The sequence below is a fragment of the Pseudomonas sp. C321 genome (genome assembly GCF_055407105.1).
Window position 1 is genome coordinate 488,990 of sequence record NZ_JBUZRB010000004.1, and the last position, 18,303, is coordinate 507,292.

General features: G+C 59.5%; 17 protein-coding genes. 10 read left to right on the top strand and 7 right to left on the bottom strand.

The window, feature by feature from the left end:
• The first annotated feature begins 10 nt into the window (after nt 1-10).
• The 4 genes from benC to ACZRJ6_RS15105 are packed head-to-tail and all read left to right on the top strand — an operon-like array spanning nt 11 to nt 4,482.
• The gene (benC, locus tag ACZRJ6_RS15090) at nt 11-1,033 is read left to right on the top strand and encodes a benzoate 1,2-dioxygenase electron transfer component BenC (RefSeq protein WP_463968532.1); all 1,023 of its coding nucleotides are present in this window, start codon (nt 11-13) and stop codon (nt 1,031-1,033) included.
• Between the two features lie 10 nt (nt 1,034-1,043).
• Nucleotides 1,044-1,805, top strand: a complete 762-nt coding sequence (locus tag ACZRJ6_RS15095; RefSeq protein ID WP_463968531.1) for a 1,6-dihydroxycyclohexa-2,4-diene-1-carboxylate dehydrogenase — start codon at nt 1,044-1,046, stop codon at nt 1,803-1,805.
• Between the two features lie 55 nt (nt 1,806-1,860).
• Nucleotides 1,861-3,195, top strand: a complete 1,335-nt coding sequence (locus ACZRJ6_RS15100; RefSeq protein WP_463968530.1) for an MFS transporter — start codon at nt 1,861-1,863, stop codon at nt 3,193-3,195.
• Nucleotides 3,196-3,234: 39 nt separating this feature from the next.
• Nucleotides 3,235-4,482 carry an OprD family porin gene (locus tag ACZRJ6_RS15105; RefSeq protein WP_463968529.1) on the top strand — a complete coding sequence of 416 codons (1,248 nt, stop codon included), beginning with the start codon at nt 3,235-3,237 and terminating at the stop codon, nt 4,480-4,482.
• On the opposite strand, the gene ACZRJ6_RS15110 is transcribed toward ACZRJ6_RS15105, so the two are convergent.
• Complete coding sequence (locus tag ACZRJ6_RS15110) at nt 4,479-4,703, bottom strand: DUF2790 domain-containing protein (protein ID WP_463968528.1); 225 nt, start codon at nt 4,701-4,703, stop codon at nt 4,479-4,481. The genes ACZRJ6_RS15105 and ACZRJ6_RS15110 overlap by 4 nt on opposite strands.
• A 110-nt stretch (nt 4,704-4,813) precedes the next feature.
• On the opposite strand from ACZRJ6_RS15110, the gene ACZRJ6_RS15115 reads away from it, so the two are divergent.
• Nucleotides 4,814-5,749, top strand: coding sequence for a LysR family transcriptional regulator (locus ACZRJ6_RS15115; RefSeq protein WP_463968527.1), 936 nt, complete (start codon nt 4,814-4,816; stop codon nt 5,747-5,749).
• A gap of 9 nt (nt 5,750-5,758) precedes the next feature.
• Here ACZRJ6_RS15115 and ACZRJ6_RS15120 read toward each other — a convergent pair whose 3' ends face one another.
• Entirely contained in the window at nt 5,759-6,673 is a 915-nt protein-coding gene (locus ACZRJ6_RS15120; protein WP_463968526.1) for a LysR family transcriptional regulator, read from the bottom strand.
• 248 nt (nt 6,674-6,921) lie between these two features.
• Here ACZRJ6_RS15120 and ACZRJ6_RS15125 point away from each other — a divergent pair, with 248 nt between their 5' ends.
• Together ACZRJ6_RS15125 and pgm are read left to right on the top strand one after the other, a co-directional pair.
• Nucleotides 6,922-7,944, top strand: a complete 1,023-nt coding sequence (locus tag ACZRJ6_RS15125) for a zinc-dependent alcohol dehydrogenase family protein (RefSeq protein ID WP_463968525.1) — start codon at nt 6,922-6,924, stop codon at nt 7,942-7,944.
• 356 nt (nt 7,945-8,300) lie between these two features.
• Nucleotides 8,301-9,947, top strand: a complete 1,647-nt coding sequence (pgm, locus tag ACZRJ6_RS15130) for a phosphoglucomutase (alpha-D-glucose-1,6-bisphosphate-dependent) (RefSeq protein WP_463968524.1) — start codon at nt 8,301-8,303, stop codon at nt 9,945-9,947.
• Nucleotides 9,948-10,570: 623 nt separating this feature from the next.
• On the opposite strand, the gene ACZRJ6_RS15135 is transcribed toward pgm, so the two are convergent.
• Nucleotides 10,571-11,809 (bottom strand): acyl-CoA dehydrogenase family protein, encoded by a 1,239-nt coding sequence (locus tag ACZRJ6_RS15135; protein ID WP_463968523.1) that lies wholly within the window; start codon nt 11,807-11,809, stop codon nt 10,571-10,573.
• A 277-nt stretch (nt 11,810-12,086) separates the two neighbouring features.
• On the opposite strand from ACZRJ6_RS15135, the gene sfnG reads away from it, so the two are divergent.
• Nucleotides 12,087-13,178, top strand: a complete 1,092-nt coding sequence (sfnG, locus tag ACZRJ6_RS15140; protein ID WP_149413352.1) for a dimethylsulfone monooxygenase SfnG — start codon at nt 12,087-12,089, stop codon at nt 13,176-13,178.
• Nucleotides 13,179-13,182: 4 nt separating this feature from the next.
• On the opposite strand, the gene ACZRJ6_RS15145 is transcribed toward sfnG, so the two are convergent.
• Complete coding sequence (locus tag ACZRJ6_RS15145; protein ID WP_463968522.1) at nt 13,183-14,277, bottom strand: GNAT family N-acetyltransferase/peptidase C39 family protein; 1,095 nt, start codon at nt 14,275-14,277, stop codon at nt 13,183-13,185.
• A 94-nt stretch (nt 14,278-14,371) separates the two neighbouring features.
• On the opposite strand from ACZRJ6_RS15145, the gene ACZRJ6_RS15150 reads away from it, so the two are divergent.
• Both ACZRJ6_RS15150 and ACZRJ6_RS15155 read left to right on the top strand, forming a co-directional pair.
• Nucleotides 14,372-15,958, top strand: a complete 1,587-nt coding sequence (locus tag ACZRJ6_RS15150) for a RimK family protein (protein WP_463968521.1) — start codon at nt 14,372-14,374, stop codon at nt 15,956-15,958.
• Between the two features lie 6 nt (nt 15,959-15,964).
• Nucleotides 15,965-16,900, top strand: a complete 936-nt coding sequence (locus ACZRJ6_RS15155; protein ID WP_463968520.1) for a magnesium transporter CorA family protein — start codon at nt 15,965-15,967, stop codon at nt 16,898-16,900.
• A 43-nt stretch (nt 16,901-16,943) separates the two neighbouring features.
• On the opposite strand, the gene map is transcribed toward ACZRJ6_RS15155, so the two are convergent.
• The 3 genes from map to ACZRJ6_RS15170 all read right to left on the bottom strand — a co-directional run bounded on the left by map (nt 16,944) and on the right by ACZRJ6_RS15170 (nt 18,297).
• Nucleotides 16,944-17,696 (bottom strand): type I methionyl aminopeptidase, encoded by a 753-nt coding sequence (map, locus tag ACZRJ6_RS15160; protein WP_463968519.1) that lies wholly within the window; start codon nt 17,694-17,696, stop codon nt 16,944-16,946.
• Entirely contained in the window at nt 17,696-17,896 is a 201-nt protein-coding gene (locus tag ACZRJ6_RS15165) for a ParD-like family protein (RefSeq protein ID WP_133102580.1), read from the bottom strand. Before ACZRJ6_RS15165 ends, map begins: the two co-directional genes overlap by 1 nt.
• A 65-nt stretch (nt 17,897-17,961) precedes the next feature.
• Nucleotides 17,962-18,297, bottom strand: coding sequence for a DUF2834 domain-containing protein (locus ACZRJ6_RS15170; RefSeq protein ID WP_463968518.1), 336 nt, complete (start codon nt 18,295-18,297; stop codon nt 17,962-17,964).
• Between the last annotated feature and the right edge of the window lie 6 nt (nt 18,298-18,303).

Sequence of the window (18,303 nt, forward strand, 5' to 3'; positions counted from 1 at the left end):
GGACACACCCATGACGTACTCCATTGCCCTGAACTTCGAGGACGGGGTCACCCGTTTCATCGACTGCAAGGTGGGTGAAAAGGTCCTCGACGCCGCCTTCCGCCAACGTATCAATTTGCCGATGGATTGTTCGGACGGTGTGTGCGGCACCTGCAAATGCCGTTGTGAAACCGGCGTCTATGACTTGGGTGATGACTACATCGAAGACGCCCTGAGCAAGGACGAAGCCGAGGAGCGCCAAGTTCTGACCTGCCAGATGGTGCCGCAATCCGATTGCGTGATTGCGGTGCCGGTGTCATCCAGCGCCTGCAAGACTGGTACGGCGCAATTTGCCGCTACGGTCGCGACCATTACCCGCCATGCTGATGCTGCCCTGGAGGTCAGTTTCGAACTGGATCAGGCGCCGGTATTTCTCCCTGGTCAGTACGTCAATATTGGCGTACCCGGCAGCGGACAGACACGTTCCTATTCCTTCAGCAGCCACCCCGGCGACAAGCGCGCGAGCTTCCTGATCAAGCATGTGCCTGGCGGGTTGATGAGTGGTTGGCTGGAGCGCGCCCAGCCCGGAGACGCGGTACCGATGACCGGGCCACTGGGCAGTTTCTACCTGCGTGAAGTGGCTCGGCCATTGCTATTCCTGGCGGGCGGTACTGGTCTGGCGCCGTTCTTGTCGATGCTGGAAGTGCTGGCCGAGCGAAAGGAAACTCGACCGGTAACGCTGATCTATGGCGTGACACGGGATCAGGACCTGGTGATGGTCGAGGTTCTGGAAGCCTTCGCCAAACGCTTGCCCTGCTTCCGTTTTGTCACCTGCGTGGCCGATCCACAGACCGCTCACCCGCAGCAGGGCTATGTCACACAGCACATGGCCAAAGAGCTGCTGAACGACGGCGGGGTTGATGTTTACCTCTGTGGGCCGCCACCGATGGTCGATGCCGTGCGCCAGCACTTCAAGAGCCAGGGTGTAACCCCGGCCAGCTTCCACTACGAGAAGTTCACGCCCAACGCCATCGTCACTGGCGATGCCGCCTGAGGAAACAATCATGAGTCCACGTTTCAACACCAAGGTTGCGCTGGTTACCGGCGCAGCCCAGGGCATCGGCCGGCGTGTCGCCGAGCGTTTGCTGGAGGAGGGCGCCTGGCTGATCGCGGTCGACCGCTCGGAACTTGTGCATGAATTGCAGCATGAGCGAGCGCTGACTCTGACCGCCGACCTTGAACAGCATGCCGAATGTGCCCGTGTAATGGCCGCAGCCAAGGAACGTTTCGGTCGTCTCGATATTCTGGTCAACAACGTTGGCGGAACCATCTGGGCCAAGCCGTTCGAGCACTACGCCGAAAATGAAATCGAAGCCGAAGTGCGTCGCTCACTGTTCCCGACGCTGTGGTGCTGCCATTGCGTGTTGCCTTACATGCTGGAGCAGGGCAGTGGCGCCATTGTGAATGTCTCCTCCGTCGCCACTCGCGGTGTCAATCGTGTGCCTTATGGCTCGGCCAAGGGCGGCGTCAACGCCCTGACTGCCTGCCTGGCCCTGGAGACCGCCGGCAGCGGCATTCGGGTCAACGCCACCGCACCGGGCGGCACCGAAGCGCCACCACGCCGGGTCCCGCGCAACAGCCAGCCCCAAAGCGAACAAGAGCGCGTCTGGTACCAACAGATCGTCGACCAGACCCTCGACAGCAGCCCGATGAAACGCTACGGCAGCATCGACGAACAAGCGGGCGCCATTCTATTCCTCGCCTCCGATGAGGCCTCTTACATCACTGGCGTCACCTTGCCGGTGGGAGGCGGTGACCTGGGCTGACCCGACGATTTAACTGCGGACATTGACTCACAACAACAATAATGAGAGCACTGCCATGCGTACCCATGACGTCCATTCGATTATCGATAACGCCCGTTTCAGCCGTTTCCACTGGCTGGTAATGGGCTTGTGTGCCTTGCTGTTAATCTTTGACGGCTATGACTTGTTTATCTACGGCGTGGTCCTGCCGGTGATCATGAAGGAATGGGGGTTGTCTCCCCTGCAGGCCGGCGCGCTGGGTAGTTATGCGCTGTTCGGCATGATGTTTGGTGCGTTGGCCTTCGGCAGCCTAGCGGACAGGATCGGCCGCAAAAAAGGCATCGCCATCTGCTTTGCGCTGTTCAGCCTCGCAACCGTGGTGAACGGCTTTGCCAGCACACCCACTGAGTTCGGCATCTGGCGGTTTATCGCTGGGTTGGGCTGTGGCGGACTGATGCCGAATGCGGTCGCGCTGATGAACGAATACGCGCCGAAGAAGATGCGCAGCACCCTGGTGGCCCTGATGTTCAGCGGCTATTCCCTGGGCGGCATGCTCTCGGCCGGCGTGGGGATTTTCATGCTGCCGCGCTATGGCTGGGAGTCGATGTTCTTCGTCGCCACCGTGCCACTTTTGCTGCTACCGCTGATCCTGTATTGGCTGCCTGAATCCATCGGCTTTCTGATCCGCCAAGGCCGGCTGGAACAGGCACGAGCGCTGCTCAAGCGCCTGTCGCCCGAAACCCATATCGAGGCCGAAGACCAGTTGCAGATCAGTGCCGGGAAGGGCAAAGGCGCCTCGGTGCTGGAGCTGTTTCGCCATGGCCTGGCGGTACGCACCGCGTCGATCTGGGTCGCGTTTTTCTGCTGCCTGCTGATGGTCTACGCCTTGAGTTCGTGGCTGCCCAAGCTGATGGCCGGTGCCGGTTACAGCCTGGGGTCGAGCCTGTCATTCCTGCTGGCGCTGAATTTCGGCGGCATGGCCGGGGCAATTCTCGGCGGTTGGCTGGGTGATCGGCTGAACCTGGTGAAAGTCATGATCGGCTTCTTCATCTCCGCCGCGGTGTCCATCAGCTTGCTGGGCATCAACAGCCCGATGCCTGTCCTGTACCTGCTGATCTTCGTCGCGGGCGCCACCACCATCGGCACGCAAATCCTGCTGTACGCCGGGGCCGCGCAACTATATGGGCTGTCCATTCGCTCCACCGGCTTGGGTTGGGCGTCGGGCATCGGGCGCAACGGCGCCATCGTCGGGCCGCTGCTGGGCGGTGCGCTGATGGGCATCGAGTTGCCCCTGCAACTCAACTTTATGGCCTTTGCGATTCCCGGCGCTATCGCTGCGCTGGCGATGACCACCTACGCCCTGAATGAGCGTCGCGCCAGTGCTGATTTGATCACCGCCCGGGCGCTGTAACTTTCCAAACCGTCGATAACAATAACTAAGAGCAACGACATGAATACACAACGTATCTGGCTGTCCCTGTTGGGCATGCCCCTTGCGGCGACGGCGGCTGAGGGCGGTTTTTTCGAGGGATCTACGGCCAGCTTGCAGGCCCGCAACTATTACTTCAGCCGCGACTTCTCGGACATCGTCGGCGCCAGCAAGCAGTCGAAGGCGCAGGAGTGGGGCCAGGGTTTTATCCTGACCTACAAATCCGGCTATACCCCGGGCCCCGTCGGATTTGGCCTGGATGCACTGGGCACCCTGGGCCTCAAGCTCGACAGTAGCCCGGACCGGGTCAATACCGGTTTGCTCCCGGTCAAGGGCGATGGCCGTGCCGCCGACGATTACAGCCGTTTGGGCCTGACCTTCAAGGCCCGGTTTTCCAAAACCGAATTGAAGGTTGGTGAGTTGCAGCCCAACCTGCCGGTGCTGGCCTTCAGCGATATTCGCCTGCTGCCGCCGAGTTACCAGGGGGTGAATGTCAGCTCCAGCGAGTTCGCTGGCCTGACGCTACAGGCCGGGCATTTGACCACCACCAGCCTGCGCAACGAAGCCGGTGACGAGAAGATGATCGCCATGTTCGGCCATGTGCCGCAGCGCGGTGCTGAAAGTGATGCGTTCAACTACGTCGGTGGCGACTACGCCTTCAACACCAACCGTACCAGCGTCAGCTTCTGGCATGGCCAACTGAAAGATATCTACAGCCAGGATTTTGTCGGCCTCAAGCACAGCCAGCCGATGGGCGATTGGGTGTTCGGCGCCAACCTGGGTTATTACGATGCGCGGGAAGACGGCGATAAATTGCTCGGCAAGATCGACAATCAAGCGTTTTTCTCGCTGCTGTCGGCCAGGCATGGCGGCCACACTTTTTATGTCGGCTATCAAGCGATGTACGGTGATAGCGCCTTCCCGCGAGTGTTTGCCAACATCTCTCCGCTGGGCAACGAGGTACCCACTTATGAGTTCGCCTACACCGACGAGCGCTCCTGGCAGGCGCGTTACGACTACGACTTCGTGGCGCTGGGGGTTCCGGGGCTGACCACCACGGTGCGCTATATCACCGGTAACAACGTGACCACCGGCGCAGGTTACGAAGGCAGAGATCGTGAGCGGGATCTGGATATCGGCTATGTGGTGCAGAGCGGCTATTTGAGCGGCCTGGGCGTGCGGGTGCGCAATGTCATGGCCCGTTCAAACTACCGCAGTGATATCGATGAGAACCGGCTGATCCTCAGTTACACCTGGAAGCTGCTTTAAACGCCGCCCTGGCAAGTGCCCATGACCTGGTAGTTGACGGTATGGCTGACGCCTTGGCTGTCGAGGTAAACCAGGGTCGCCGGTTCCACCCGGCAACTGCCGGGTACGAGTGTGATTGAAACGATGTGCTGGATATCTGGCGCTGGGCTTTCATTGCTGCCAGCCGCCATTGCGCCGGTAGCGATGAAGAGCAGGACAAGGCTGAGAAATTTGATATTCATGATGACTCCCTCTGTCAGTAGGGTTCATTTTAGTGATTACGGCGCTGGGTTAAAGGCAGGAACAGGTAAATGACTCGTACGTATCAGGTAGCAATAAAGGCGCAACGTTAATGGACCTGCTCAATGGCATGCAGGTCTTTGCGCGGGTTGTCGACAGTGGCAGTTTTGCTGCCGCTGCCGAGGTTCTGGATGTGTCGGGCGCGCACGTATCCCGGTTGGTATCCGACCTGGAGAAACATCTCCAGACCCGCCTCTTGCACCGCACCACCCGGCGCCTGAGCCTCACCGAATCAGGCGAGCGGTTCCTGCTGCGCTGTCGGGACATTCTTGAGGACGTCCGGGAGGCCACGGTTGAGGCCAGCGGGGCTCACCTCAACCCGCGCGGGCGTTTGCGGGTGCATTGCATGAGCGGGCTGGGGGTGCTGATAACGCCGTTGATCGCCCGTTACAGCGAGCATTACCCGCACGTTTCCATGGAGCTGACCCTCTCACAGCACAACCCGGACCCCCTTGAAGAAGGTCATGACGTGGTGATCTCCATCGCCCATTCGTTGCCGGATTCGGCCCTGGTCAGCCAGACGGTGGGGCAGCTATTCAGTGTGCCCTGTGCTGCGCCGAGGTACCTGGAGAAGCACGGAGTGCCCGAGCATCCTGGCCAACTGATGCAGCATCGACGCCTGCACCTGCAGGACTTTCAGGAAGATGCGTGGCTGTTCAAGGGGCCAGAGGGTGAAATTTCGGTTTCACCTGAGCAAACCTTCAAAACCAACGTTGCCGACGCGATGGTCAAGGCGACGCAGGAGGGCATGGGCATCAGCCTGTTGCCGTTTTTTAGCGCAAACCCGGCATTGCGCGAGGGTTCACTGATGCGTCTGTTGCCCGGTTACCGGCTGCGCGAGCGCACTATCTTCGCGGTGTACCCATCCCGGCGTTTTCTGGATGCCAAAGTGCGGACTTGGGTGGAGTTCTTGCAGGCGCAACTGCCTTCGTTGTTAGCCGAGCATGTGCGGGTGATTGAAAACTCTGAGTATTGGGCGCGTTGCTGATAACGCTGCTCAGAGGCTATCAGGGTCGCCAAAAAACATCTGAATCCGCGACCGCAACCAACGCTCCCCCGGATCGTTATCCTGCGATCCCCGCCAAGCCATGTGCAGCTCAAACGTGCGCACCGGCAACGGCGGGTCCTCTGCCCGCAAGCCGCCAGCAGCGGTCAGGGCTTCAGCAGCGTAATCGGGCACTGTTGCCAGAATATCGGTGCCTGCCAGCAGCGTACCGAGGCCGTTGAATTGCGGCACCGCCAATACGACATGGCGTTTGCGGTCGAGCTTCTCCAGCTCTTCATCGATAAACCCGCTCAGGTCGCCGGCAAAGGACACCAAGGCATGAGGGCGGGCGCAGAAATCATCCAGGCTCAGGGCGCCGGGCATGCTGTCGGCCCGCAGCAGCTTGGGCAGGCTGCGGCGCAGGATCTTGCGCTTGGCGTTGGCCGGCAGGTCGGTGGTGTAGCTGACGCCAATGGAGATTTCCCCGGAAGCCAGCAGGCCTGGCATCAAGATATAGTTGACGCGGCGCACCACCAGCACGATGCCCGGTGACTCGGCTCGCAGGCGTTTGAGCAGCATGGGCAGCAAGGCAAATTCCACATCGTCTGACAGACCTATGCGAAAAACCGCCGTGCTGGTGGCCGGATCAAACTCGGAGGCCCGGCTGACCGCCGTGGAAATCGAGTCCAGTGCCGGTGAGAGCAGGGCGAAAATTTCCACCGCCCGTGCCGATGGCTCCATGCTGCGCCCGGTGCGCACGAACAATGGATCATCGAACAGCCCGCGCAGCCGTGACAGCGCAGCGCTGATGGCCGGCTGGCCGAGGAACAATTTCTCGGCGGCACGGGTCACACTGCGCTCATGCATCAAGGTTTCGAATACGATCAACAGGTTCAGGTCGACACGACGCAGGTCGTTACGGTTCATCTTGTGTCCCAGGCGGCGTCAGTAAACTTGACGAGGGCAGCCACATAAGAACAATGGCCAGCATGAATCTTACGGGGAAAGGCTGGTACTCTGCACCGGATAATTCAGTTTTCCTACGCAGTTTGAGGTGTTTTCCGCAGGTGCGGAATCAATGGCAGACATGTCGACTATTAATGGTGACCGGTGGCCTTGCCCCGAAAGCCCAGATAAAGTCCATGGCATTAGAGGTTACTTTGACGAGGTTTGCGATGTCCCGCACGATCCGCTTTCACAAGTTTGGTCCGGCCGAGGTGCTCAAGTGCGAAGAGCATGTAGCCACGTTGCCTGCACCGGGCGAAGTGCAGGTGCGTGTCGAGGCGATTGGCATCAGTTGGTACGACATACTCTGGCGCCAGAACCTGGCGCCCTCCCACGCTCGCCTGCCATCAGGCCTTGGCCATGAAATGGCCGGGGTGGTTGAGGCCGTAGGCGATGGCGTCGATGACCTGAAGGTGGGTGACAAAGTCGCCAGCTTCCCGGCCGAGAGCCCCAATGATTACCCTGTCTATGGCGAAGTGATCGTCTTGCCCCGTTCGGCCTTGACCCGGTACCCGGATGTCCTGAGCCCGGTGCAAGCCAGCGTGCATTACACACCGCTGTTGATTGCCTACTTTGCCTACATGGACCTGGCACGGGTCAAGCCTGGGCAATTTGCCCTGGTGACTGACGCCAGCCATTGCGCTGGCCCCTCGTTTGTCCAGTTGGGCAAAGCCTTGGGTGTGCGGGTAATCGCCGCGACCAAGACAGCTGAAGAACGTGAAAACCTGCTGTCCCTTGGCGCGGAAAAGGTCATCGTCACCGAAGAACAAGACCTGCTGATGCAGATCAACAAGCTCACCGACAATCGCGGCGTCGACGTGGTATTCGATGGCCTGGGTGGCCCGCAAATGTCGCTGCTTGGCGATGTACTGGCTCCGCGCGGCAGCCTGGTGCTCTATGGCTTGCAAGGTGGCAACCAGACGCCATTCCCGGCCTGTGCCGCGTTTCAGAAGAACATCCAGTTCTTTGTGCACTGTATCGGCAACTTCACCGGCAAGCCGGAACTGGGGATCATCCAGGACCAGGTAGCGTTGCAACGGGCCCTGCGTGATATCAATCAACTCACCGCAGACGGTGTGCTGGTGCCGCTCAAGACCCGGGTGTTCCCGTTCAACGAGTTTGTCGAAGCTCACCGCTACATGGATGAATGCCCATGCCGCGAGCGCGTTGCGTTGCAGGTCGAGGCTGTTTGATCTGTGGGAATGTTCGTAAATGGACACTCCACCTGCGCTTCTGATTGGGCCAATACGCCACTTAGAAAGACTGGGCTTACGTTTGTGCTAAACACGTAAGCTCAGGTTTTACTCCTCCAAATCCCGCTCTTGCCGACGACGCCGCCCTGAATTTCAGTGAGCCAGCGGGCGATTGCCCGTCTCTACCAGAGCGGGCAGCCCTATTTGGCGCACGCCCTCAAGCAGGAGCAGATTGGGTAATCCTGAAGATGTGGGGAAACATCGCAATTTGATGTGGGATAGATACCGTCGCGCGGTGGTCGAACTCCCAGTAAACTGCATTTCTTTTCCGAATCCTTCTCTTCAGAGGTTTTTGCATGACTCTCAGTCCTTTTGCGGGCAAACCGGCGCCAGCTCAGTTGCTGGTGGACATCCCGCGACTGGTAACGGCCTATTACACCGGCCAGCCTGATGCAGCGATCTCCACTCAGCGCGTGGCCTTTGGCACTTCCGGGCACCGGGGCAGTTCCTTCGACCTGAGTTTCAACGAATGGCATGTACTCGCCATCAGCCAGGCCATCTGCCTGTATCGCGAGGCCCAGGGCATCAACGGCCCGCTGTTTGTCGGCCTGGACACCCATGCGCTGTCCACCCCTGCTGGTGCCAGCGCACTGGAAGTGCTGGCGGCCAATGGCGTCCACGTGATGCTTGCCGAAGGCGATGAGTACACGCCGACTCCGGCGATTTCCCACGCCATCATTTGCTACAACCGCGGCCGCACGACCGGCCTGGCGGACGGTATTGTCATCACCCCGTCCCACAACCCACCCCAAAGTGGCGGCTACAAATACAACCCACCCAACGGCGGTCCAGCCGATACCCACGTCACCAAGTGGATCGAAGCCAAGGCCAATGAACTGCTGGCCAACAAACTCGCCGGGGTCAAGCGCATCACCCACGCCCAAGCGCTGAAGGCTGACACCACCCACCGTCACGACTACCTCAACAGCTATGTCGCCGACCTGATCAACGTCATCGATATGGATGCTATCCGCAGCGCCGACTTGCGCCTGGGTGTCGATCCGCTGGGCGGAGCAGGGGTGCACTACTGGTCAGCGATTGCCGAGCACTACCGTTTGAACCTGGAGGTAGTGAACACGGAGGTCGACGCCACCTTCCGCTTCATGAGTGTCGACTGGGATGGCCAGATTCGCATGGACCCCTCGTCGAGCTACGCCATGCAAGGCTTGATCGGTCTCAAGGATCGTTTCGACGTGGCCTTCGCCTGCGATCCGGATCACGACCGCCACGGCATCGTCACGCCGTCCGGTGGCCTGTTGGCGCCGAACAACTACCTGGCGGTGTCCATCGACTACCTGTTCCAGAACCGTCCCGAGTGGCGCGCCGATGCTGGCGTGGGCAAGACCGTGGTCAGCAGTGGCTTGATTGATCGGGTGGCGGCGCGTATGGGTCGACGTCTGTATGAAGTCCCGGTGGGTTTCAAGTGGTTTGCCGACGGGCTGTTTGACGGTTCCCTGGGCTTTGGCGGCGAAGAAAGTGCCGGCGCCTCGTTCTTGCGCAAGGACGGCAGCGTCTGGAGCACCGACAAGGACGGCCTGATCCCGGCCCTGTTGGCGGCGGAAATGACCTCGCGCAAGGGCCAGGACCCCAGCCAGATCTACCGTGGGCTGACGGATGCACTGGGCGAGCCGTTCGCCATTCGTGTTGATGCCAAGGCCACGCCGGCGCAAAAAGCCTTGCTTGGCAAACTGTCACCGGATCAAGTCACGTCCACACAACTGGCCGGGGAAAGCATCCAGCAGATCCTCAGTCATGCGCCCGGTAACAACCAGGCGATTGGCGGGCTGAAAGTCATGACCGAAAACGGCTGGTTCGCCGCGCGGCCATCGGGCACCGAGGATATCTACAAGATCTATGCCGAGAGCTTTATTGGCGAGGATCACCTCAAGCGTCTGGTGCAAGAGGCTCAGGTGTTGGTGGATGGGGCGATTTCGTCCAAGTAACACCGTGGATTAGAGGTGGGGCGGTTGGGTACATATCCGTTATTTTGGTTAGACCGGCTTAGGGTTACGCCCTTACGGCGTGTCACTTTGAAAAGCCCAAAGTAACCAAAGGCTCTTGCCCCACCACTTGGTGCCTCGCTGTGGCTCGGCATGCCTTCACTCCGGCATTGCTCCGTGGGCCGCCGCGATGGGCCATCCCTGGCCCAGCGCGGCTAAACCGGCGTCCTGCCGGTTTACCCACAGATCAATGCCTGCGTTCAGCCATCGTGGTTTAACGGGGCGCCTAAGATCAAGATCAAAAGCACGGCGGCCTGGTAGCCGACCTGAGTGGTGAGAAGCAAGAGCGGACTCCATGCCACCTGTAGGAGCGAGGGGGACGCCTAGTTCTTGCTCGCGATGGTCGTTAACGATGACGCTGGCTTCCTGAATCACCGCGGTGCCCTCAGGTTCTTCGCGAGCAAGAACTAGGCGTCCCCCTCGCTCCTACAGAAAAGCGGATTGGCACTGGCTTTGCTCTACTCTTGATCTGCCTGCCCATAAAACTAGAGGCCGAACGCAGGTATTGATCCGAGGGTAAACCGGCAAGGATGCATGTGCGGTGTAACTGACCTACCTCGGTATACCTAGCCCCTGGCCGGCCCATTGCCAATCTGCCAGACAAATGGCGGTTCAGTCCCGTTGATCACCCAATCCCCGACAATCCGTGCCTTGTAGATCACCGGGTTGTGGGACGACACCGTGCGCGCATTGCGCCAATGCCTATCCAGGGATTTGCCCTCGCGGATATCCGAAGCCCCCAGGGCATTGAACAGCTCACTGGTGGCGCGCTGGATCAACTCCGACACCACCACCTGAGCCGTGGCCGACTCGATCTCGGCAGCGACATTGGCCTCGCGCTCCAGCGCGTCATCCCCGCCAAAGCGCGCCAGGTAAGCCCGCTGTGCCGGTATCGTCGCTTTCAAGGCGCTGGCCTCGGCGGCGTATACCAGGGCGGCGACTTCACCGACCACCTGCTGAATCTGTGCATCCTGGCTGACATGGGCGGCATTGCCGTGGCTGTAGATGCGTTTACGCGCACGAACCTGATAAGCCACATCCTTGAGCGCCGCGCGGCCGATACCGGCCAAGGTTGCCAGCAGCACCAGCTGGTAAAACGCCGTCTGGTATTTGAAGCGCGTGGCAAAGTCGATCACGTTCTCGGCTTCAACCACCGCATCGGTAAACCGCGATGTGCCGCTGCCTGTGGTGCGCTGGCCAAAACCGTCCCAGTCATCGCTTTGCACAATCCCCGGCTGTCGAGTGCGGGTGGCGGCAATAACGTCGCCTCCAGTGTCGCTGCGCTGAGCGTAGACGTCGATCCAGTCGGAGAAAATGCTCCCGGTACTGTAGAACTTCTCGCCGTTGAGTTTCCACTTGTCGCCGTCGGGGCGGACCTTGGTGATTACATCACCGATGGCCACGCTGCCGATTTCGGTCCAGGCACAGCCGACGATGTCACCGTCGACAAAGCGCTTGAACCACAGATCCCGACCAGCGCCGGGCGGTGCATTCAGACGGTCCTCGGCAAAGGCGAAGTGCCCGCGCAGGGCCTGGGGTACGTTGGAGTCGGCTTCAGCCAACTCAATCAGCAGTTCAAACAGCTGAGGTAGGGACGCGCCGCTACCACCGTATTCCACCGGCACCCGTACCGCGCCGAAGCCAGCTTCTTTCAGCCACTGGATCGGCTCACGGGGCAGCGCGCGGGTTTGCTCCCGCTCCACGGCACCTTCGGCGATACGCTCAAAGATCGGCCGGAAGCGCTCGGCCAGAGCCTGGTAATCGACGCCAGTGGACAGTGGGTTGATGACATGTTGCTCGGTCATGGGGACAGCTCCTGGGCAGGCAAAAAAGGCGGTGCGCTGCCAAGGTGTTTGCACGGACCATGCCGAGGTGAAAACCCCGTATTTACAGGGCAACAACCTGCTTCAAGTGTTGCGCCACCAACAGCAATCCAACAAACCCCCGACATCTGCAACATCAGACAGTGCGGGGTATCCACACCCAATTACCGCTCCAGAGCCCTGGCTTCGTGCATCTGCAATATGCTGGCACGCTTGCTGCTCCATGACCTGCATATCCCCTTGTGTGAGGTACCGTTCCATGAGTCAGCAAGCAGTCAAATTTGCCTATTGGGTGCCCAACGTCAGCGGCGGGCTGGTGGTGAGCAAGATCGAGCAGCGCACCAGTTGGGGCATCGACTACAACCGCAAACTGGCGCAACTGGCCGAAGAAGCTGGGTTCGAATACGCCCTGACCCAAATCCGTTTCACCGCCGGCTATGGCGCCGAGTACCAGCATGAATCCGTAGCCTTCAGCCACGCGTTGCTGGCGGCCACCACCACGTTGAAAGTCATCGCGGCGATCTTGCCCGGCCCGTGGCAACCGGCCCTGGCGGCCAAGCAACTGGCGACCATCGATCAACTGACCAACGGCCGCGTCGCCGTCAACATCGTCAGTGGCTGGTTCAAGGGCGAGTTCCAGGCCATCGGTGAACATTGGCTGGAGCACGACGAGCGCTATCGCCGCTCCGAAGAATTCATCCGCGCCCTCAAAGGCATCTGGACCCAGGACAACTTCACCTTCAAGGGCGATTTCTACCGATTCAACAACTACAGCCTCAAACCCAAGCCTCTGGGCGAACCCCACCCGGAGATTTTTCAGGGTGGCAGCTCCCGCGCAGCACGAGACATGGCCGCACGTGTCTCGGACTGGTACTTCACCAACGGCAACACCCCGCAAGGTATCAAGGCCCAGGTCGATGACATTCGCGCCAAGGCCGCCGCCAACAACCACTCGGTAAAAGTCGGGGTCAACGCCTTCGTCATCGCCCGCGACACCGAAGAGGAAGCCCGCGCGGTGCTTGCTGAAATCATCGACAAGGCCGACCCCGAAGCGGTCAATGCCTTTGGCGACGCGGCAAAACAGGCTGGCAAGGCATCACCGGAAGGCGAGGGCAACTGGGCCAAGTCCAGCTTCGAAGACTTGGTGCAGTACAACGATGGTTTCAAGACCAATCTGATCGGTACCCCGCAGCAGATTGCCGAGCGTATCGTCGCGCTCAAAGCGGTAGGCGTGGACCTGGTACTGGCGGGGTTCCTGCACTTCCAGGAGGAAGTGGAGTACTTCGGCAAACGGGTATTGCCGCTGGTACGCGAGCTGGAGGCCAAGGCCGGGATCAAGCAGGTAGCCTGATCGCTCACCTGGCATATACCACGACCGCCGCGCGCAACTTGTTATTGCCAAACCGGCACATCCGTTCGAACTCCCCGTGGCTGACCGGCAGGTGCTGGCAGTCCAGGGGCTGGCGGTGCTGGCTGTGATCCACGTCCGGGTCATGCAGGTAGACAAAGTCTTCATCGCAATCGGTGACGATCACCCAGTGGGGTGACTTGGAGCGTGTCAGGCGGTAGCTGCTGATCAAGACCAGCGGTTGCCCGCCATCACGCAGTACCTGCGGCAAATCCAGCGACCCGCCGAGCACCTGCTCAACATCGCTGCTGGCCAGTTCTTCCTCGAAGGCCTCATGCACCAGGCGCATGACATCTTTTTTATGCTGGTCACGCACCCCGTCCAGAAACAACGGCCCGCTGACATTGACCTGCATGTGCACCCGAAAGCCTCGACGCCAGGCTGACAGCGCCAACCCTTGAGGGCTGCAGCCGCCATGGCCGGCGGTCATGAACACGGTGGTCGCCTCGCGCCAGATTTGCAGTTCTTCGCGCCGCTGTGCCACACGCTCAGGTTGCAGGGCGCCCATGGCCATCAGCAAGCTCGCCGCACCGCAGGTGAAGTCGGTGGTTTGCTGGTAATACGGCACGCTCAGGGCCCTGGCTTCCTGATGCTGGAGAATGCGCTTCTCCAGGCGCAAGGCGTCGGTGTGATCTTCGTAATAATCATTGATCAGGGCAAAGCGCCGGTAGCCATTGCGCTCGTACAGGGCGATGGCGCCGGGATTGTCGGTGCGCACCTCCAGGCGCAGGTAGGCACAGTCATGTTCCACGGCGCAGGCTTCAATAAGCGCCAGCAGTTGCTTGCCCAGCCCCATGCCTCGGGCAGGAGCGGCAATGGCGATTGAATACAGGCGTGCCAGCGAAGTACCACGGTGGAACAGCACCAGCGCGTAGCCGAGCAACTGCTCTTCGTTTTCGGCCACCAGCAGGCGTCCGTTGGCACGGCTGATCATCCACTGAAAGCTGCGGGGCGAGAGCCGGTCAGTGGTGAAGCAATGCTCTTCCAGTACCACTAAGGCTGGTAAGTCATCAAGGGTTGCAACGCGAAAGGAAAGAGCCATATGACCGCCGTAAAAGTTGCGTAACGAAACGGGACTTCTCTGAAATATCGTGCTTAATAGAAAAGGTCTAGTTCTCTAAAGCGGATCAATCAATATGTCAGCGGTACAAGGTCATTGGCGTGAAGTATCCGAGCAAACAGTGGCGGCGACAATAACTTCCGCCGGTTATTTTTCCACACCTCCCAAGCCGTCAAGTCAAGTCGTGATTATTGTTGAGCGCAAGGAGGACTGGGCCTCCTACTTCCCCAGTGAAGACATTGTTACCGCCCAGGAATACCTTGAGCAAACCCGGGAAAGTGAAACCGGCAAGCGGGTCCAGGTGATCAACCTGTGTCGCAGCTACAAGTACCTGGGGCACGGCTACTACTGCTCGCTGCTGGCCGAGGCGCGGGGCCATAAGGTGATTCCGTCGGTGCGCACCATCAGCGAACTGACGAAAAAATCCCTCTACGGCCTGGCCCTGGATGACCTGGATAAAACCCTTGATAAAGCCCTGAGTCATCATCTTTATAGCAATACCGAAGGTTTTACCCTGACACTTTATTTTGGCCGAACGAATATCGAGCCACTGCAGGACTTGGCCCGTCAGTTGTTTGAAGCGTTTCCGTGTCCAATATTGCTAGTTGAGTTTCGCAAGAATAACGGCTGGCATATCGAAGGCATAAAGTCTGGCGTGTTGCATAAGTTGCGTGACGATCAGGAAGATCAATTTGCCAATGCCCTGGACAACTTCAGTCGCAAGATCTGGCGACAACCACGCTCCCGCCGCCTGGCCCGTTATGACCTGGCGATCCTTCACGATCCCCAGGAACAGTTGCCGCCGTCCAACGCCAAGGCGCTGGAAAACTTCGTGCGAGTGGGCAAGGGCTTGGGCATCGATGTCGAGTTGATTGAACGCAAGGATTACTCCCGCCTGGCCGAATACGACGCCCTGCTGATCCGCGAGACCACCAGCGTCGACAACCACACCTACCGCTTCGCCAAGAAGGCTGAGAGTGAAGGGCTGGTGGTGATGGATGACCCCGCCTCGATCCTGCGTTGTACCAACAAGGTCTACCTCACCGATATGCTGAAAAGCCATCAACTGGGCATGCCCGCCACCGAGATTCTCTACAAGGAGCGACCGGAAGATTTCGAACGAGTCGGCGAGCGCCTGGGCTTCCCCCTGGTGTTGAAAATACCCGACGGTTGTTTCTCCCGCGGGGTGATCAAGGTGGAAAGCCAGCAAGCGCTGCTGACGGCCACCGCCGAATTGTTCGAACATTCTGTGCTGTTGCTGGCCCAGGAGTTTTTCTACACCGAGTACGACTGGCGCATCGGCGTGCTCAACCGTAAGCCGATCTTTGCCTGCCAGTACTTCATGTCCAAGGGCCATTGGCAGATCTATAACCACAAGGCCATCGGCCAGGACATCAACGGCGAGTGCCGCACCATGGCGGTCCACGAAGCGCCGAAAGCGGTGGTGGACCTGGCGGTGAAGACCGCCAACCTGATCGGCGACGGGCTGTACGGCGTGGACCTCAAGCAGTCCGGCGACAAAGTGGTGGTGATCGAGGTCAACGACAACCCGAACATGGACGCCGGTATCGAAGATGCCTACCTGCAGGACGACTTGTATTCCCTGGTGCTGGAAGAGTTTGTCCGCCGCCTGGAACTCAAACGCCAAGGCCAGGGGTGGTGATGCACGATGATTCAGTGCTTTGAATTGACCGATGGCGCGCTGCGCAGCAGTCAGCGCGAGGCCGCCGATATCATGCTGTTCAACAACCCCGATGCCCACGAGCGGGAACTACTGCGCGATCACTATAAGCTTGACGAACACGCCCTGGCCTCGGCGCTGGACCCGGACGAGGTGTCTCGCATCGAGTTTCACCCTGACAACCTGTTCCTGATTTGGAAACGCCCGGAAAACTACTCTGGTGCCGGCAACCTGGTGTTCGAAGTATCGTCCTGCGGCCTGCTGTTTTCCCAAAACCGCCTGCTGGTGATCGCCACCGGCGACAGCCAGCTTTCAGGCCTGGGCGCCCGCAGACCCCTGTATACGCCGCTGGATGTGCTGCTGGACTTGCTGCTCAACAACGTCCATCACTACCTCGGCCACCTCAAGGTGATCAAGATGGTTGCCCGTGAATTGCAGCAGCAATTCAACGCCTCCATGCACAATCGCCACCTGATGCAGATGTTCAACCTCAGCGAAAGCCTGATCTATTACATCAACGCCTTGCACAGCAACGGCGCGGTGCTGGCCCGCTTGCGTAACCACGGCGAGAAGGAACATTTCAGCGCCGAGACCCTGGGGTTGATCGACGATCTGATCATCGAGAACAACCAGTGCTACAAACAGGCGGAGATCTATTCCAACGTGTTCTCCGGGTTGATCGAGGCTCGGGGCAACCTGATGAACAACAGCACCAACAACCTGCTGCGCAAGCTGACGTTGATCAACGTGGTGTTCCTGCCATTGAACCTGATTGCCAGTATTGGCGGCATGTCCGAGTTCAGCATGATGACGACGGGCACGCCGTGGTGGGTGTCGTACCCGTTGTTCCTGACTGCGATGGGATTGGCGGCGGGGTTGATGGTGCTGGGGCTAAAGCGCATTGCAGGAGGCGCCCACCCGTAGAGACTCTGTTTGCGGTCAAACTTTAGCGAGGCTGCGTTGGGCTTTATGTTGGCTGCAAGGTCAACACCTCAAACCCGTCCGCCGTCACCACCACGGTATGTTCCCACTGCGCGGACAAGCTGTTGTCACGGGTCACTACCGTCCAGCCATCCTTCAAGCTGCGCACTTTGGCGCTGCCCTGGTTCAGCATTGGCTCAATGGTGAACACCATGCCTTCACGCAACTCCATCCCCGTGCCGGGACGCCCGAAGTGCAGGATCTGGGGCTCTTCATGCATTTCCCGGCCGATGCCATGCCCGCAATACTCACGCACCACGCTGTAGCCATTGGCTTGGGCGTGGTGCTGGATGGCATGGCCAATATCCCCCAGACGAGCACCGGGCTTGACCTGACGAATCCCGGCCCACATCGCCTCAAAGGTCATTTCCACCAGACGCCGGGCCTTGGGCGTCACCGTGCCGATCATGTACATCTTGCTGGAGTCGGCGATAAAGCCGTCTTTCTCCAGGGTGATATCGATGTTGACGATATCGCCATCCTTGAGCACAGCCTTGGCATCCGGCATGCCATGGCACACCACTTCATTGATCGAGGTATTGATGGAGAAGGGGTAGTCGTATTGCCCAAGGCTTGCCGGCCGGGACTGCAAATCCCGTCGGATAAAGGCTTCGACAGCGCGGTCCAACTCCAGGGTCGACTGACCTGCGCTCACAAAACCGTCGAGCATGCTGAAGACCTGAGCCAGCAGGCGGCCCGACTCACGCATCAGTGCGATCTGTTCGGCATTCTTGATCATCAGCCACGCCCCCGGATCAGGTCAGGCTTGTCCAACAGCAGCTTGTTGATCAGGTCGTTGTAGGCTAGGTGCGGATTGAGTTCGGCCAGCAGGCCGATCTTGATCCAGAACTCCGCCTGGGCGTTGATGGAACGGTCCATGGTGGCGCTGGCCAGACGGATTTGTTCATGCAGTTGATCGGTGATCTTGACGATGCCCATGAGCTTCACTGTGCAGATTGATATACGAAGCGTATACGTTTCGTATATCAATAGTAAAGTCAGGTTTACGCGGCGGCTTGCGATGCCTTGGCCGGTTGCCGGTCCTGCAACCCGCGAACCACCAGGTACAGCAGCGGCCCAACGGACACGAAAATTGCCGTGAGCAACAGGTACGGCAGCACCGACAGTGCTGACCGACCACGGCTGCGAGCATCCTTGTACATCCAGATGCTGGCGAGTGTTGCCAGCAGGTACAAATCAATCACCACCTGCGCTGTGTCGGGGCGAGACATCAGGCTGATGCCGAAATCGAGCAAGGACTGCTCGGCTTGCAGCATCACCGAGACGGTATAGCCGGCGAAGGCAATGAGGGCGACCAGGGGCAATACAACCTTTTTCATAAACGT

Excerpts from the sequence above, each read along its gene's own strand:
- benC (WP_463968532.1), top strand. The coding sequence starts at position 11 with ATGACGTACTCCATTGCCCTGAACTTCGAGGACGGGGTCACCCGTTTC.
- ACZRJ6_RS15095 (WP_463968531.1), top strand. The coding sequence starts at position 1,044 with ATGAGTCCACGTTTCAACACCAAGGTTGCGCTGGTTACCGGCGCAGCC.
- ACZRJ6_RS15100 (WP_463968530.1), top strand. The coding sequence starts at position 1,861 with ATGCGTACCCATGACGTCCATTCGATTATCGATAACGCCCGTTTCAGC.
- ACZRJ6_RS15105 (WP_463968529.1), top strand. The coding sequence starts at position 3,235 with ATGAATACACAACGTATCTGGCTGTCCCTGTTGGGCATGCCCCTTGCG.
- ACZRJ6_RS15110 (WP_463968528.1), bottom strand. The coding sequence starts at position 4,703 with ATGAATATCAAATTTCTCAGCCTTGTCCTGCTCTTCATCGCTACCGGC.
- ACZRJ6_RS15115 (WP_463968527.1), top strand. The coding sequence starts at position 4,814 with ATGGACCTGCTCAATGGCATGCAGGTCTTTGCGCGGGTTGTCGACAGT.
- ACZRJ6_RS15120 (WP_463968526.1), bottom strand. The coding sequence starts at position 6,673 with ATGAACCGTAACGACCTGCGTCGTGTCGACCTGAACCTGTTGATCGTA.
- ACZRJ6_RS15125 (WP_463968525.1), top strand. The coding sequence starts at position 6,922 with ATGTCCCGCACGATCCGCTTTCACAAGTTTGGTCCGGCCGAGGTGCTC.
- pgm (WP_463968524.1), top strand. The coding sequence starts at position 8,301 with ATGACTCTCAGTCCTTTTGCGGGCAAACCGGCGCCAGCTCAGTTGCTG.
- ACZRJ6_RS15135 (WP_463968523.1), bottom strand. The coding sequence starts at position 11,809 with ATGACCGAGCAACATGTCATCAACCCACTGTCCACTGGCGTCGATTAC.
- sfnG (WP_149413352.1), top strand. The coding sequence starts at position 12,087 with ATGAGTCAGCAAGCAGTCAAATTTGCCTATTGGGTGCCCAACGTCAGC.
- ACZRJ6_RS15145 (WP_463968522.1), bottom strand. The coding sequence starts at position 14,277 with ATGGCTCTTTCCTTTCGCGTTGCAACCCTTGATGACTTACCAGCCTTA.
- ACZRJ6_RS15150 (WP_463968521.1), top strand. The coding sequence starts at position 14,372 with ATGTCAGCGGTACAAGGTCATTGGCGTGAAGTATCCGAGCAAACAGTG.
- ACZRJ6_RS15155 (WP_463968520.1), top strand. The coding sequence starts at position 15,965 with ATGATTCAGTGCTTTGAATTGACCGATGGCGCGCTGCGCAGCAGTCAG.
- map (WP_463968519.1), bottom strand. The coding sequence starts at position 17,696 with ATGATCAAGAATGCCGAACAGATCGCACTGATGCGTGAGTCGGGCCGC.
- ACZRJ6_RS15165 (WP_133102580.1), bottom strand. The coding sequence starts at position 17,896 with ATGGGCATCGTCAAGATCACCGATCAACTGCATGAACAAATCCGTCTG.
- ACZRJ6_RS15170 (WP_463968518.1), bottom strand. The coding sequence starts at position 18,297 with ATGAAAAAGGTTGTATTGCCCCTGGTCGCCCTCATTGCCTTCGCCGGC.